Here is a 16,893-nt window from a genome sequence, read left to right on the forward strand (position 1 = left end):
CTACGACTCCGCGGCGTCGGCGTCGGCGAGCCACCGGTCGAGTTCGGGCCCGATGACCTCGAGCGCGCCAGGGTTTGCCAGGCCGAGGTGATCGGCGTCGACATCGACATTCGCGATGCGGCCCGCGACGTGGGGTCGCCAACCGTCGGCGACCGCGGCCGGATCCGCCTTGTCGCGGGTCGCGGTGAACACCAGCAGCGAACCGTCATACGGGGCCGGCCGGAACTGTTCGACGAGCGTTTCGCCGACCGCGAAGCTGTCCATGACGCCCTGCACCTGGTCGACGCTGAGCAGGCCCATCGACGCGATCTGTTCGCGGATGATCTCGGCGACCTCTTCGGCGCTGTCCGCGTGCACATTGTCGTCGAGGTCGAACAGATCGCGCCATCCGCCGAGGAAGTCGCCGACATAGTCGCCGCCGAGCTCGACACCGGCCGGTGCAGACCCGGAACCGTCGTCGGGTTGCGGCGGGATCGGCGACGAGTCCATGACGCCGAGGAAGGCGACCTCCTCTCCTTCGGCGCGCAGCGCGGTCGCGATGGCGTACGCGACGTAGCCACCCAGCGACCAGCCCAACAGGTGATACGGACCGTGCGGCGACACCCGGCGGATCTCGGTGAGATACCGCTGGGCCATTTCCTCCACGCTCCGCGCGCTGGGCTCGCCGGCGACCACATGCGGGTCCTGCAGGCCGTACACCGGGCGATCCCCGAGATAGGGCACGAACCCGCCATAGAACCAAGCCAGGCCACCGGCAGGATGGATGCAGAACAGCGGCGGCCGCGTCCCCTGCGCGTTGAGGGTGATCACCACCTCGCCGGAACCGGAGCCGCCGGAGATCCGAGCCGCGAGCCCACGCGCCGTGGGGTCGTTGAACAGCCAGGCCAACTCCACGTCATGCCCCTGCTCGCGCAACGCACCGAGCACCCGCGTCGCCGACAGCGAGTTGCCGCCCAACTCGAAGAAGCTCTGGGTGACACCGACCTGCTCGAGTTCGAGCACGTCGGCGAACGCGGCGGCCACCACGGCCTCCATCTCGGTCTCCGGGGCCACGTACTCCTCGGTGCCGGTCTCGATCACCGCTTCTGGGAGCGCCCGTTTGTCGAGCTTGCCCACCGGGGTCAACGGCAGCGCGTCGAGCACCATGATCGCGGCGGGGACCATGTGCGACGGCAGCCGTCGGCCGACGAACTCACGCACCTCGGCCACTTCGATCCCACCGTCGCCGACGATGTAGCCGGCCAGTGCGGTCGCGACCGAGCCGCCCACACCGACGACAACGGCCGACTCCACCGCCGGATGTTCGGCCAGCACGGCCTCGATCTCGCCCAGCTCGATCCGCAGTCCGCGCAGCTTCACCTGATCGTCGGAACGTCCGGCGTACTCCAGCACCAGTTCGCCGGCACCGTCACGGCGCCAGCGAACCACGTCGCCGGTTCGGTACATCCGCTCCCCCGCGGTGCCGAAGGGGTTGACCACGAAACGCTCGGCGGTCAGTCCTGGCCGGTCCAGGTAACCCCGGGACAGTGCCGGACCGACGGCGTAGAGCTCGCCGGGCACACCGACCGGCACCGGCCGCAGACGACCGTCGAGCACGAGCAACGTCACCCCGGCCAACGGCCGTCCCAACCGCACCGGCGCGCCGACGGCCATCGGCTCACTCAGCGTGATGCCGATGGTGGTCTCCGTTGGTCCGTACAGGTTGTGGATGGCCACATGCGGCGCCCACGCGTCGACCAGCGACGGCGGCACCGCCTCACCGCCGGCCATCAGCGCGGCCAGATCCGGCAGCGCGGCCGGGTCCAGCGTCGAGAGCACCGTCGGGGTGAGGAAGGTGTGCGTCACTCGGTGACGCTGCATGAATTCCTGCAACACGTGACCGCCGACGGCCGCGGTCGGCCGGTAGGCCAGGGTGCCGCCGTTGACCGTGGCGAGCAGGTACTCCAGGACCGACGCATCGAAACTCGGCGATGCGAACCCCAGGACCACCGGGGCATCTGCGACCGACAGTCGTGAGGTCTCCTGTGCGGCGAAATTCGCCAGCCCACCATGAGTGACCGACACACCCTTCGGCCGGCCGGTGGAGCCGGATGTGTAGATCACGTACGCGACATTGTCGGTCCGCACGCGACCCGACATCTCGACGGCGCTCACCGCGGCGTCGGACAGGTCGGCGATCGCCGCTCGGGTCGAGTCTCCGTCGAGACGCACCCACTCGAACTCGTCGCCGGGAAGTTCCCCGGTGCGGACGGTCAGCCCGAGGATCGCCCCCGAGTCCTCGATCATGTTCGCCACCCGTTCGGCCGGGTAGTCGGGGTCGATCGGCACATATCCGGCACCGGTCTTGGTGACCGCCCAGATCGCGGTGAGCAGCTCCACCGACCGACCGATCGCCAACGCGACCAGCGACTCGACGCCGATCCCCCGCGAGATGAGCCAGCGCGCCAGCTGATTGGACCGCGCATCGAGTTCGGCATACGTCAGCGCGGCACCGTTTCCGTCGACTACCGCGACGCGGTCGGGGTGCGTGTTCGCAACCTCGGCGAACATGTCGCCGAGCAGGCGCGGCGCGGTCCCCGTGCCGCCGGACACCGTGGTGAACGCGGCCATCTCGCCGCCGCCGAGAAGACCGATGTCGGCCGTCAGGGTCTCCGGAGCGCTCGACACGGTCCGCAGGATCTGCACCAGTGCGTCGATGAACACCTCGATCTGGGTGGCGTCGAAGGCGTTCGGCAGATACTTGAGAGTCAGCGAGAGTCGTTGGCCCGCAACGGGTGAAGTCGACATGTTGAGCGGGTAGTGGGTGGCGTCGGAACCGGCGAAGTCCACGATCTCCAGCCCGCCGGTCAACGAGGCACCCGTGGTGGACAGCGAGTCGGTGTCCACCGGATAAGACTCGTGCACCGTCAACGTGTCGAACAGCTGGCCGCCGATACCGTTGCCGCCGGCCAGTCCGGTCAACTCCGCCAGCGACAGATGCTGGTGATCGAGAACCGCCACCTTGCTCTGCTGCAGGCGACCCAGCACGGTCGAGATCGACGCCTCCGGATCGACGTCGACCACCGCGGGCAGCGTGTTGATGAACAACCCCACCATGGATTCGACGCCCTCGAGGTCGGCCGGACGACCGGATACGGTCTCGGCGAAGGTGACCACCCGGTTGCCGGTCAACCGCGACACGAGCACCGCCCAGGCGAACTGCAGCACCGTCGCCACCGTGGCCCCCTCGGCGCGAGCGAGGGCCTCGATGCCGGCGGTCACGTCGGCATCAAGAATGACCGACAGATCTTGCGGCAGTGCCTCATTCGTTGCTTCCGCGCCCGGCGCCACCAAGGTGGGCGCCGTCACCGGCGCGAGCACCTCGCGCCAGGCCTGCCGACCGGCGACGTCGTCGGTCGCCGCGAGGTGACGCAGGTAGTCCTCGAAATCACCATCGCCGGTACCGATCTGGCCGGTGTAGGTGACTCCGTTGGCATACAGCGCCAGCAGATCGGCCAGCACCAGCGGGCCCGACCAACCGTCGATCAGGATGTGATGGTTGGTCACCACCAGATGCGCGGTATCGCCGTGGCGGACCACTGCGAACCTCATCAGCGGCGGGCGCGCCAGGTCAAACGGGGTGCGCCGCTGGATCTCGGCGACCTGTGCCACCCGTTGCTCGACCACATCGTCGGAGGGGCCGGTGCCGTCGGTGACGTCGACGACCTCCCAGGGCACCTCGACCGACGGCGGAACCACCGTCACCACCGCACCACTGCCGGTGCGCACGAAGCCCGACCGCAGAGCGCGATGGTGCGCGAACAGGGCCTGGGCCGCAGCATGCAGGCGGTCGATGTCGACGGTCCCACCGAGTTCTAGGATCGACTGCACCACGTAGACATCCACCGGCGCGTCGGTCTCCGAGCCCACGGCGCCGCCGGCGAGCTCGGCCTCGAAGTGCAAGCCCTTCTGCAGGGGAGACAGCGGCCAGATGTCGGCCCCGGGCCACCGCTGGGCCACGTCGTCGAGGTCGTCCTGGGTGACCCCGGCGCCCGGAACGTCCGACGGGGACAGGCCCGGATCACCGATCACCGACAACGTGTCGACGATCGCGGCCAGTTCCGCCTGCCACCGCGATGCGATATCGGCGGCATCCGCATCGCCCAGCACCCCGCGGACGAACAGGAAGTCCGCCGAGAGTTCGCGGCCGTCCCGGTCCGAGAGGGTGCCGACGTTCACCGTCAGCGTGTTCATCGCGGTCATCGCACCCGACACCGTGGCCGGCAGGACCGGCGCCGCCGGGTCGGCGGTGAACGGCACCACCACGTCGTCGCCGGATGAGCGGCTGCCGGCACCGAAGAAGTTGAAACCGATCGACGGCAACGCGGTCCCGGCCAGCCGGTCGTCCCCACCGGCATCCGCCGCGGTGAAGCGCAGCAGTCCGTAGCCGATGCCGCGGTCCGGTTGAGCCAGGCGCTCCTCCTTCGCCGCTTTCACCGCGTGCACCACGTCGTCGGCCGGGTCGAGCGCCAACGGCACGAGGGTGGTGAACCAGCCGGCGGTTCGGGACAGGTCGGCGGTGTGCGGGTCGGTCCCCCTGGCCACCACTTCCTCGTAGCGGCCGTGGCCTTCGACCAGCACGGTGACCGCGGCGGTGTCGACGATGCCGCGATCGCGTTGCCACGATCGCACCGCGCGGGCCAGCGCCGCGATCAGCGCATCGTTGACGTGACCGGAGTACGCGTCGACGACCCTCGTCAGCAGCGCCTCGGTGACCGTGCGGTCCACCCGGACCCGCAGAGAGTCGACGGTCGCGAAGGTATCGCGGTGCGGGTCGAAGGGCACACCGAAGTCGGTGGGATCGCGGTCCACGCGGGCCAGCCAGTGCCCCATCTCGTCACCGCGTTCGCCGGCCTGCGCGGCGAGTGCCGCATGCCAGGCCCGCGCCGAGGTCACCTCGGGACGCACCGCCGGCTCCGCACCGGACTGCAGTCGACCCCAGACGGTGATGATGTCCTCGATGAGGATCGGCCAGGAGACCGCATCGACACCGAGGTGATGGATGGCCAGGACCACACGGGCACCGCCGTCGCCGACGACCAGGACCGCGGACACGATCACTCCGGCAGCCGGGTCGAGCCGGCGCAGTGCTGCGGCATGCGCGGTGCGCAATACCTCGTCGTACTCGGCGGAGCCGGGCGCCGCGGCCGTGGTCGCCTCGTCGACGACACATCCGATGCCCTCGCCAAGCGCATACGCCCAGCCGTCGTCGGTGTGGCGCAACGTCGCCGACAGCATCGGATGGGCACGCGTCACCGCATCCAGCACGGCGGTCAGCGTCGGGAGGTCGAGTCCATCGGGTGCGATGAGCACCGTCGACTGGGAGAAGTCGGCGAAGTCCGCCCCGCTCTGCGACAACTCGAGCATCCAGGCCGCCACCGGCGGGATCGCGACCTGCTCACCGGCAGGCTCGCTCAACAGCGGCAGCCGGTCTCCGCCCGCCGCCACCGCATGCGCCATGGCCCGAACCGTCTTGTGTTCGAAGACATCTCGCGGGGACACCGAGAACCCGGCGGCACGGGCGGCAGACGAGAGCTGGATCGCGAGGATCGAGTCGCCGCCGAGCGCGAAAAACGACTCGGCCACACTCACCCGATCGACACCGAGCACGCCCGCCACGACACGCGCGAGTGTTTCCTCGGTGGAGGTCTCCGGCGCCACGTAATCGTCACCGGCGCCGTCGAGTTCGGGCACCGGAAGCGCCCGACGATCGAGCTTGCCGTTGGCCGTCAACGGCAGCGCGGTCACCGGGACCACGATGCTGGGCACCATGTAGCCGGGTACCGCCCGGGCAACCGCGTCGCGCACCCGCGCCGCGTCGACGTCGGCGCCCGGTTCGGCGACGACGTAGCCGATGAGCTGTTCACCACGCCCCGGGAGTTCGACGACATTGGCGGCACCCGCGGTGATCCCGTCGACACCGAGCAGCGCTGCCTCGATCTCACCGAACTCGATGCGGAATCCACGTAACTGCACCTGCGCGTCACCGCGACCGAGGTACTCGATGTCGTCGCCGATGCGGCGGGCGAGGTCACCTGTCCGGTACATGCGGGCACCGCTGCGATCGAAGGGATTGGCTACGAACCGGGTCGCCGAGAGTCCCGGCCGGCCCAGATAGCCCTGCGCCAGTTGCCCACCGGTGACGTACATCTCGCCGACGACGCCCGGCGGCACCGGATGCAACCGCTCGTCGAGGATGTGGATCGCCAGCGAGTGCAGGGGCCGCCCGATCAGGGATGCGTCGCCCGCGGCGACGAGGTCGCGGTCGAGCGGACGGAAACTCACGTGCACGGTGGTCTCGGTGATGCCGTACATGTTGACCAATTGGGTGGTCTCGTCGGGATGGTCGTCGAACCAGCGCCGCACCTGCTCGAAGCCCAGCGCCTCACCGCCGAACACGATGTAGCGCAACGGCAGATCGACCGGGTCGCGCCGCCGCGCGTCGATGAGTTGATAGAACGCCGACGGCGTCTGGTTGAGCACCGTCACGCCCTCGGCGGCGAGCAGCTCCACGAAGGCATCGGGGTCGCGCGCCAGGGCACGATCGACGATCACCAGCCGCGCCCCACACAGGAACGGTCCCCACAACTCCCACACCGAGAAGTCGAACGCATAGGAGTGGAACATCGTCCACACATCGGTGGGCCGGAAGTCGAAGTCGCCGGCCGCCGTGTCCATCAGGGTGATGACGTCGCGATGGGTGATCTCGACGCCCTTGGGCAGACCGGTCGAGCCGGAGGTGTAGATGACGTAGGCCCGCGAGGACGGCCGCACCGAGGGTACCGGCACCGCGAGATCGGTCCCGGCCGAGGCGAGTTCGTCGACGTCGACGGCCACCACGCCGGCGGGCAGACCGGCGAACAGCTCGTGGCCCGAGGTCGCCGCGTCGGTGATCACCACGCGCACCGACGCGTCGGAGACGATGAACGCCAACCGGTCCACCGGGTTGGTGGTGTCCAGCGGCAGATAGCCGGCACCGGCCTTGAGCACGGCGAGGATCGCCACCGGGAGGTCGACCGAGCGTGCGGTGGCGATACCGACGAGGTCACCGGCGCGGACACCCCGGGCCGCCAACGCCGCTGCCACCGCACCGGAGCGGCGATCGAGGTCGGCGTAGGACAGCGACACGTCCTGCGCGGTCACCGCGGTCCGCGTCGCGTGGTCGGCGACGGTGTCCGCGAACAGCTCCACCAGGGTGCGGTCGGTGTTCGTCGTCTCGGTCACGGGCGCCGGAAGTGCCGCCAGGGCGCTCGATTCGTGATCGGTCAGCAGCGCGACATCCCCCACCGGCACCTGCACGTCGGCCAGGCAGGTGGCCAGCACCCGGACGAATCGATCGGCCATGGTGCGCACGGTCGCCGCATCGAACATGTCGGTGGCGTAGACGATCTGCGCCGGCCACGGTTGTCCCTGGGTGCCGCCGGCGATCGCGAAGGTCAAATCGACCTTGGCGGGTGTCTCCGGCGCCTCGATCGGCGCGATGGACAGTCCGGCGATGCTGGACGCTTCGGCGACCGAGTCGCCGAGATCGGTGGAGAACTCCGGCAGCGTGGACTGATGGAAGGTGAGCAGGATCTGCGTCAGCGGTGCGAAAGCCTCTGACCGCACCGGATCCAACTGCTCGACCAGCGTCTCGAACGGCACGTCGGCGTGCGCGTACGCCTCGAGATCGGTACCGCGGACCTGGTCGATCACTGCGGCGAAGGTCATGCCCGGATCGATCTCGGCGCGCAACACCAGCGTGTTGACGAACATGCCGACCAGCGCGTCGACGGCACGCTGCCCGCGTCCGGCGATCGGGGTGCCGACCGCGATGTCGGAGGTCGCCGACAGCCGGGCGAGCAGCACCGCGAGACCGGCGTGGACCACCATGAACGGGGTGACGCCCCGTCCGGTGGCGACCGCCGAGATGGCCTCGACCACGTCGGCAGGGATCTCGAACGACACCTGATCGCCGCGTTGGGAGGCCACCACCGGACGGGGCCGGTCGCCGGGCAACTCGAGCACATCGGGAAGGCCGTCAAGCTTGCGTGTCCAGTACGACAGCTGTTGTCCCACCACTGAATTCGTATCGCCGACCGAGCCGAGTTCGCGGTGTTGCCAGAGCGCGACGTCAGCGAACTGTACCTCGAGCGGGGCGAACGTCGGGGCGTCGCCGGCCTCCCGTGCCGCGTATGCGGTCATCAGGTCGGCCACCAACGGCGCCATCGACTCGCCGTCGGCGGCGATGTGATGGGCGACGATGGCGAAGACGAATTCGTCGTCGGCGACGCGGAGCAGCCGCGCCCGCAGTGGCCACTGTTCTGTGACGTCGAATCCGGCGCTCACCGCGGTCTCGAGATCGGCGGTCGAGTTCACCTCGGCCCAGTCCAGGGTCGAGGTGGCCGCCTCGGCCGGGGCGATGATCTGCACCGGCACACCGTCGACCGCCGGGAACGTGGTGCGCAGGACCTCGTGGCGCACCACCACGTCGGCCAGTGCCGCACGCAGCGCGTCCACGTCGAGGCTACCGGTCAGGCGTAGCAGCAATGGGACGTTGTAGGTCGACGCCGACGGATCGAACTGATTGATGAACCACATACGCTGCTGCGCGAACGACACCGGAATCCGTTCCGGCCGCGGTGAAACCGCGGCGACCGGGGGCAGGCCCGCCCCGCGGCCGGCGACCGCGGCGGCCAGCGCCCGCACCGTCGGCGCCTCGAACACGTCGCGGACCGACACGTCGACACCGAACACGTCGGCGACCCGGGCAGCCACCCGCGTTGCCGACAGCGAGTTGCCGCCGACCTCGAAGAAGCTGTCGGTCGCGCCGACGCGATCGACGCCGAGCACCTCGGCGAAGACCGCCGCAACCGATTCCTCCGACTCGGTCTCGGGTGCCACGTATTCCGCAGCGATGTCGATGACCGGTTCGGGCAGCGCGCGCTTGTCGAGCTTGCCGACCGGGGTCAACGGCAGGGCATCGAGCACGGCGATACTCGCCGGCACCATATGCGAGGGCAGGGCCTGACCGACGAAGGTCCGCAGCTCGTGGGGGTCCACCGTGGTGCCGGCGGACTCGCGCAGCACCACATAGCCCGCGAGTGCCGAGGCGACCGAGCCGCCCACGCCGATCACCACCGCTGACTCCACCGCCGGATGCGAGTTGAGTACCGTCTCGATCTCGCCGAGCTCGATGCGCAGCCCCCGCAGCTTGACCTGATCGTCGCTACGGCCGACGTACTCGAGCTCGAGTTCACCGGTCGGCCCGGGCCGCCAGCGAACCAGATCGCCGGTCCGGTAGAGCCGTTCGCCGTTGCGTCCGTAGGGGTCGGCGATGAACCGCTTCGCGGTCAACCCGGGTCGTCGAACATAGCCGCGGGCGAGCGCGCCGCCGGCCACGTACAGCTCGCCGGTGACGCCGACGGGCACCACGTTCAGACGCGAGTCCAGCACGAGCATGCCCACCCCGGGGATGGGTCGGCCGATGGTGATCGACTGCCCGGGCGCCAACGCCGCGCTGAGCGTCACGGCCACCGTCGTCTCGGTGGGACCGTAGGCGTTGAAGAACGCGTGTTGGGCTCCCCACCGGTCGATCATGGCCTGCGGCACCGCTTCCCCACCGGAGGCCACCGACCGCAGCTCGGGAACGGCGTCGGGGTCGATGGTGGCCAGCACCGACGGCGTCAGGAACAGGTGAGTGATGTGCTGGTCGCGAACGAACTGCGCGAGCGCCTCGCCGCCGACGACATCGGCCGGTCGATAGACCAGCGTGGCTCCCGATCGCAACGGCAGCAACCATTCCAGGATGGACGCATCGAAACTCGGTGACGCGTAACCCAGGATCACCGAATCCGGTGTGACGGCGAACCGGCGCAGCTCCGCGTGGGCGAAGTCGACCAGACCGCGGCTGGTGACCTGGACACCCTTCGGCGTTCCGGTCGAGCCCGACGTGTAGATCACGTAGGCGATCGCGTCGACCTCCGGCGTCCCGTTGCACTCGGCCGCCGACAGCGCGGCCGTGTCGTGCGTCGCGACCTCGCCGACGATGTCATCGGCGTCCAGGCACTGCCAGTCGACGGTGTCGCCCAGGCCCGACCGCCGGGCCGTGGTGGTCAGACCGAGTTCGGTCCCCGAATCGGACAGCATGTAGGCGATCCGGTCGGCGGGATAGTCCGGATCGATCGGAAGGTAGCCCGCGCCGGTCTTCGCGACCGCCCAGATCGCGGTCATCAACTCGGCCGAGCGCTCGATGGCCACCGCCACCAGCGTCTCCGGCCCGGCGCCGCGCTCGGTCAGCCACCGCGCGAGCTGATTGGCGCGCGCATCGAGTTCGGCATAGGTGAGGCTGTGGCCGCGCGGATCGCGCACCGCCACATTGTCGGGATGTAAGGCGACGGCTTCGGCGAAGATCTCGCGCAGCACCATCGGCGGCGCATCGGGTGCGCCCCCGGACACCGGGGCCAGCGCCGCCCTCTCCCGTTCGCCGAGTAGGTCGATGTCGCCCACGGCGACCGAGGAATCGGCCACCATCGCCTCGAGAATCCGCAACCAGGCGGTCGCGAAGCCCCGGATCGTCGCTTCGTCGAAGATCGACCGGGCATAGATGAAGTCGACGCTCATCGGGGTCGATTCGGTGCGGTTCGAGACGCCCACCGACAGTTCGAATTTGGCGATCTGGTCGGGCAGTTCCAGCGGTTGGACCACGAGGCCGGCGCCCTCGAGGGCGGTCATCGACTCCTCGCCGTCGACGTGGCTGAACGCGATCTGCGCCAGCGGCGGGAACGCCGTCGAGCGGGTGGGGGCGAGTTCGTCGATGAGTTCCTCGAACTGGACGTCCGCGTGGGCAAACGCCTCGAGATCCTCGGCACGCACGCGGGCCACGAGGTCGGCCACCGAGGATGCCGGATCGACCTGCGTCCGCAACACCAGGGTGTTGACGAACATGCCGACCAGATCGCCCAGTGCGGCGTCGGTGCGTCCGGCGATCGGCGTGCCGATCACCACATCACTCGTCGACGCCAATCGCGAGATCAGGATCGTCAGCGCCGCATGTGATGCCATGAAACCGGTGACACCCTGCGCGTGGGCGAACTCGTCGAGTTTCGCGGCCAGCTCGTCGTCGAGCTGCACCGTCACCACTCCGGCGGTGGTCTCCATCACCGCCGGTCGGGGCCGATCCATCGGCAGGTCGGTGACCGACGGCAGTGACTGCAGATGTTCGCGCCAATAGCCGAGCTGCTCGGCCATCCGGCTCGACGGGTCGTCGGCCGTACCAAGCGTATCCCGCTGCCACAGCGCGAAATCGGCGTACTGGACTGCGGGCGCCGGTGCCGTCGGCACCGTATCGTCGATCCGCGACAGGTACGCGCCCATCAGATCTCGCACGAACACTGCCGTCGACGCTCCGTCGAAGGCGATGTGGTGGACCGTCAACACGACGTCGACGGTGTCCGGACCGACACGCCGCACCCGTCCGCGAATCGGCAGGTCCTCGGTGACGTCGAAGCCTCGCGCGACCGACGTGGTGAGTTCGGCCGCGTCGTCGACCACCGACCAATCCAGCGCCGCACGCGCTGCACCCACCTCGAGGATCTGCTGGTATGGACCGTCCGCATCGAGCGGATAGACAGTACGCAGCACCTCGTGCCTTTCGAGCACGTCGGAGACCGCAGCGACCAGAATGTCGAGATCGAGATCACCGGTGAGCCGCATGGCCATCGGGATGTTGTACGCGGCCGACGTCGGGTCGAATCGGTTGATGAACCACATCCGGGCCTGCGCCATCGACAGCGGCAGGCGGTCCGGGCGCTTTCCGGCCACCAGCGGGGCCACCGTCTGTTCACGCCCGGCCACCGCCGCCACCAGCGACCGGACCGTGGGGGTGTCGAACAGGTCACGCACGGAGACATCGACACCGAGTTCCTCGGCGACTCGCGCCGCGACACGCATCGCCGACAATGAGTTGCCGCCGATGTCGAAGAAGGACTCGGCGACGCTGACCCGGTCGAGACCGAGCACTCCGGCGATCACCGCGGCGACCGCGGCCTCCGCGTCGGATGCCGGCGCCTCGTATTCGCCGATCTCGAACACCGGGGCCGGCAACGTCTTCCGGTTGAGCTTGCCCGAGCTGTTGAGTTCGATGTCGTCGAGCAGCATCCACACCGAGGGATGCATGTACTCCGGCAAGCGGTCGGCGACGACCGCCTGCACCGCCGCCTGATCCACCGTCGCCGGTGCGATGTAGGCGACAAGGTGCTGCGGACCGGTCGGTGCGTCGACGACATCACATGCCGCATGCACCACCCCCGGTGCGGACGCGATGACCGACTCGATCTCGCCGAGTTCGATGCGCTGGCCGCGCAGCTTCACCTGGAAGTCGGTGCGGCCCAGATATTCGATGGCGCCGGACGCCTCCGGTCCACTCCCGGCCCGGGTGCTCCAGCGCACCAGGTCACCCGTCCGGTACAGCCGGGCGCCGGGGGGACCGAACGGATCGGCGACGAATCGTTCGGCGGTCAGCGCCGACCGGGACGCATAGCCGCGGGCCACCTGCACACCACCGAGATAGAGCTCACCGGGCACCCCCGGCGGCACCGGACGCAGGCGCGCGTCGAGCACCCGGGTCGAGGTGTTCCACACCGGGCCACCGATGGTGATGTCGACGGCCTCGGTGACGTCAGTCGAGGTGACGTCGACGGTGGCCTCGGTGGGGCCGTACAGATTGTGGATGGCGGTGTGCGGCAGTGCCTCATGGGTGTGCCGCGCCACCGCGGGCGGCAGTGCCTCACCGGAGGTGAGCAGCCACCGCAGCGTGGTGAGCTGCGCCAGTCGGGCGGCGGGCACCACGTCGAGGAACACCGACAGCATCGACGGCACGAAGTGCACCGAGGTGATGGCTTCGGCGGCCAGCAGATCGGCGATGTAGGCCGGTTCCCGGTGCCCACCGGCCCGGGCGATCACCGTGGTCGCACCCACCATCAGCGGACCGAACAGTTCAGGCACCGACACGTCGAAGGTGAACGGGGTCTTGAGCAACACCCGATCGGCCGGCGACCAGTCGAATTCGTCGACACACCAGCGCAGACGGTTGGCCAGCGCACGGTGGGTCACCGTGACGCCCTTCGGCCGGCCGGTGGAACCCGAGGTGAACAGTGTGTAGGCGGCGTCGTCGGGTCGCAGCGGGCTGCGTCGGTCCCGGTCGGTCACCGGAGGCTGCATCGACTCCACTGCAGCCGCGGCGTCGACCTCGATCACTCGCATGCCGGGGACATCGGCTGCGACGACACCCGACTCCCGGGCGGCGTCGACGATGACCACACCGACTCCGGCGGTGTCGATCATGTACTCGGCACGATCGAGCGGCGCATCGGGGTCGATCGGCACATATTGTGCACCGGCGGCCAGCACCGCGTTGACCGCGATGACCATCGCCGCCGAACGCTCCAGCGAGACACCCACGGCCGCCCCGGGTCCGACACCGACGGCGATCAGTTCGCGGGCCAGGATCGCAACTCGGTCGGCGAACTCACGGTAGGAGATCTCTCGCCCGTCGACGGCCAGAGCCGTCGCGTCGGGGGCGTGGGACGCCTGACCGAACACCGCATCTCCCACCAGCTCAGCGGGTACATCGACGACCGCGCCGGTCGACCATTCCGCGACCGCGCTCTGCTCGTCGTCGAAGATGATGGCGGCGTCGCCGATCGGGAGTTCCGGTGTGGTGAGCAGATGATCGAGTAATGCGGTGAACCGCGCGGCCAGTCGGGCCACGGTCGCGGATTCGAACAGGTCGGTGGCGTAGACGATCGAACCCGTCCAGTCGGCTCCCGAGGGTGCCGAACTCACGGTCACCGACAGGTCGAGTTGGGCCGGCACCCACGCGGGTTCGACCGATCGCACCGACAACCCGGCGATCGGTAGGTCGGTGTTCTCCGCCGACGCCGCCGGATCAAAGGACAACATGACCTGCGCCAGTGGGGCAAAAGCCGCCGTCCGCGTCGGGTTGACCGCTTCGACGACCGTCTCGAACGGTACGTCGGCGTGCGCGAAGGCCTCCAGGTCGGTCAACCGGACGGCGTCGAGCAGTTCGGCGAAGGTGGTCGCGGGATCGATGGCGGTACGCAGGATCAGCGTGTTGACGAACATGCCGACGAGCGGGTCGAGCGCGGCCGAACCGCGGCCGGCGACCGGGGTCGCGATCGTGATGTCGTCCTGCGCGGTGAGCCGACCCAGCAGCGCAGCCAGCCCGGCGTGCACGACCATGAACGGAGTGACGCCGAATCGTGCGGCGACGTCGGTGACCTGGTCGCCGAGCGTGGCCGGCAACGCGAACTCCACCCGCGCACCGACATGGGATGCGATCGCGGGTCGCGCATGGTCGGCGGGGAGTTCGAGGACATCAGGTGCTCCGCCGAGAGCTTCGGTCCAGTAGGCCAGCTGTCGGGCCACCACCGAGTCCGCCTGCTCGGGTGACCCGAGCGCGGTGTGCTGCCAGATCGCGTAGTCTGCGAATTGCACTGTCAGCGGTGCGAACTGGGGCGACCGCCCCTCCGAGCGCGCCGCATAGGCGGACACCACGTCGGTGACCAGCGGCAGCATCGATTCACCGTCGGCCGCGATGTGGTGGGCCACCACGGCGAGCAGGTACTCGCCATCGGCCACCCTGTGCAACCGGACACGCAGCGGCCGATCGACGGTGACGTCGAATCCGGCGGTCATCGCGGCCTCGAGGTCGCCCTCGGAGTCCACCAGTGCCCAGTCGAGGTGGTCGGCGACGTCGTCGACCGGGCCGATGACCTGCACCGGCACCCCGTCGACGGCCGGGAAGGTGGTGCGCAGAACCTCGTGGCGCACCACGGTGTCGACGACCGCCGCGCGCAGCGCCGCGATGTCGAGGCTGCCGTCCAGGCGCAGTACCACCGGGATGTTGTAGGTTGGGGTGCCCGGCTCGAAGCGGTTGATGAACCACATCCGGGTCTGGGCGAACGACAACGGGATCGGCAACGGGCGAGGGGTGATCGCCACCAGCGGCGGTAGTCCCGTCTCCCGCCCGGCGACCGCCGCGGCCAACGCCCGCACTGTGGGCGCCTCGAAGAGATCCCGAACCGAGACGTCGACGCCGAACGCGTCGCCGACTCGGGCGGCGACTCGCATCGCCGACAACGAGTTGCCGCCGATGTCGAAGAACGAGTCGGTGACGCTGACGCGGTCGAGCCCGAGGACCTCAGTGATCACCGTCGCGACCGCCTGTTCCGCGTCGGTCGCCGGGGCGATGTGGGTGGCGGTCTCGAAGACCGGGGCCGGCAGCGACCGACGGTCCAGTTTGCCCGCGCTGTTGAGCGCGATGTCGTCGAGCAGCATCCACACCGTCGGACGCATGTACTCCGGCAGGGATTCGGCGACGGCACCGCGCACCACGGCTTCGTCGACCGTCGACGGCGACACATAGGCGACGAGATGCTGTCCCCCACCGGGGGTTTCGACAACCGTGCAGGCCGCGTGCACCACTGCAGGCGCGGCGGCGACAACCGATTCGATCTCACCGAGTTCGATGCGCTGACCGCGCAACTTCACCTGGAAGTCGGTGCGCCCGAGGTACTCGATGGCGCCCTCGGTGTTCCAGCGAACGAGGTCACCGGTGCGATACAACCGCGAACCAGGGGCCCCGAACGGGTCGGCGACGAACCGCTCCGCGGTGAGGCCGGGGCGGGCGGCGTACCCGCGCGCGACCTGGACGCCACCGAGATACAGCTCTCCCGGGATGCCCGGCGGCACCGGCCGCAGCCGGGCGTCGAGGACCAGGGTCGAGGTGTTGGACACCGGCACACCGATGGGCACCACCTCGGTGGCGTCGGTGACGTCGACGTAGGCCACCTCGACGGCCGCCTCCGTGGGCCCGAACAAGTTGACGATCTGCACCTGCGGCAGCAGCGTGTGGGCGCGCGCGACCACCGAGGGCGGCAACGCCTCGCCCGAGCAGAACAGCCACCGCAACGAGCTCAACGCCGAGATCTTTTCCGCCGGCACCACATCGAGGAACACCGACAGCATCGACGGCACGAAATGCACCGAGGTGGCACCCGTGCCGGTGATCAGATCGGCGATGTAGACCGGGTCGGCGTGGCCGCCCGCGCGCGCGACGACGACCGTCGCGCCGGCCATCAGCGGGGCGAAGAGTTCCGGCACCGAGACGTCGAAGGTGAACGGGGTCTTGAGCACCACCCGTTCCCCCGATGCCCACGGGTATTCGTCGAGACCCCACCACAGCCGATTGAGGACCGAACGGTGCGACACCGTCACACCCTTCGGCCGCCCGGTGGAACCGGACGTGAACAGCGTGTAGAGCGCATTGTCGAGCCGCAGCGGTGCGTTTCGGTCCGCGTCGGTCACCGGCTCGACCGCCAGGTCGACGTCGTCTGCGGCGTCCACCTCGATCACCCGCACCGAGGGCCCGAGACCGGCTACCGACGCCGGAGCGCCGTGCGGGCCGACGAGCACGGTACGCACACCGGCCGTCTCGACCATGTACTGCACCCGGTCGGCGGGGACGCCCGGATCGATCGGCACGTACTGCCCACCGGCCGCGACCACGGCGTGGATCGCCAGCACCATCTCGACCGAGCGGTCCATCGAGACACCCACGGCGACGCCGGGTGCCACACCCGTCGCGATCAGCTCGCGCGCCAACACGGCAGTCCGCGCACCGAGTTCGGCGTAGGTCAAGGTGCGGTCGCCGAACATCAGGGCGACGTCGTCCGGTGTCCGGGCGACCTGCGCGGCCACGGCGTCGGCGACCGTGCCTGCCGGCACACTCACCTCGGCACCGGTGGACTGCTCGACGATGTCGGCGCCGGTCCCGGCCAGCAGATCGACGTC

At 69.4% G+C, this 16,893-nt stretch carries 1 protein-coding gene (running past one end of the window); it reads right to left on the minus strand.

What is annotated here, in order from left to right; translation table 11 throughout:
• Positions 1 to 16,893 carry the 3' portion of a non-ribosomal peptide synthase/polyketide synthase gene (locus tag ACIGKQ_RS10970; protein WP_396573619.1) on the minus strand. 8,085 nt of this gene lie beyond the right edge of the window, so only the last 16,893 of its 24,978 coding nucleotides appear in the window; the start codon falls outside the window, past its right edge; it ends in the stop codon at positions 1 to 3.

Origin of the sequence: Gordonia sp. NPDC062954, from assembly GCF_044543825.1 — a bacterium.
Classification (GTDB): domain Bacteria; phylum Actinomycetota; class Actinomycetes; order Mycobacteriales; family Mycobacteriaceae; genus Gordonia; species Gordonia tangerina.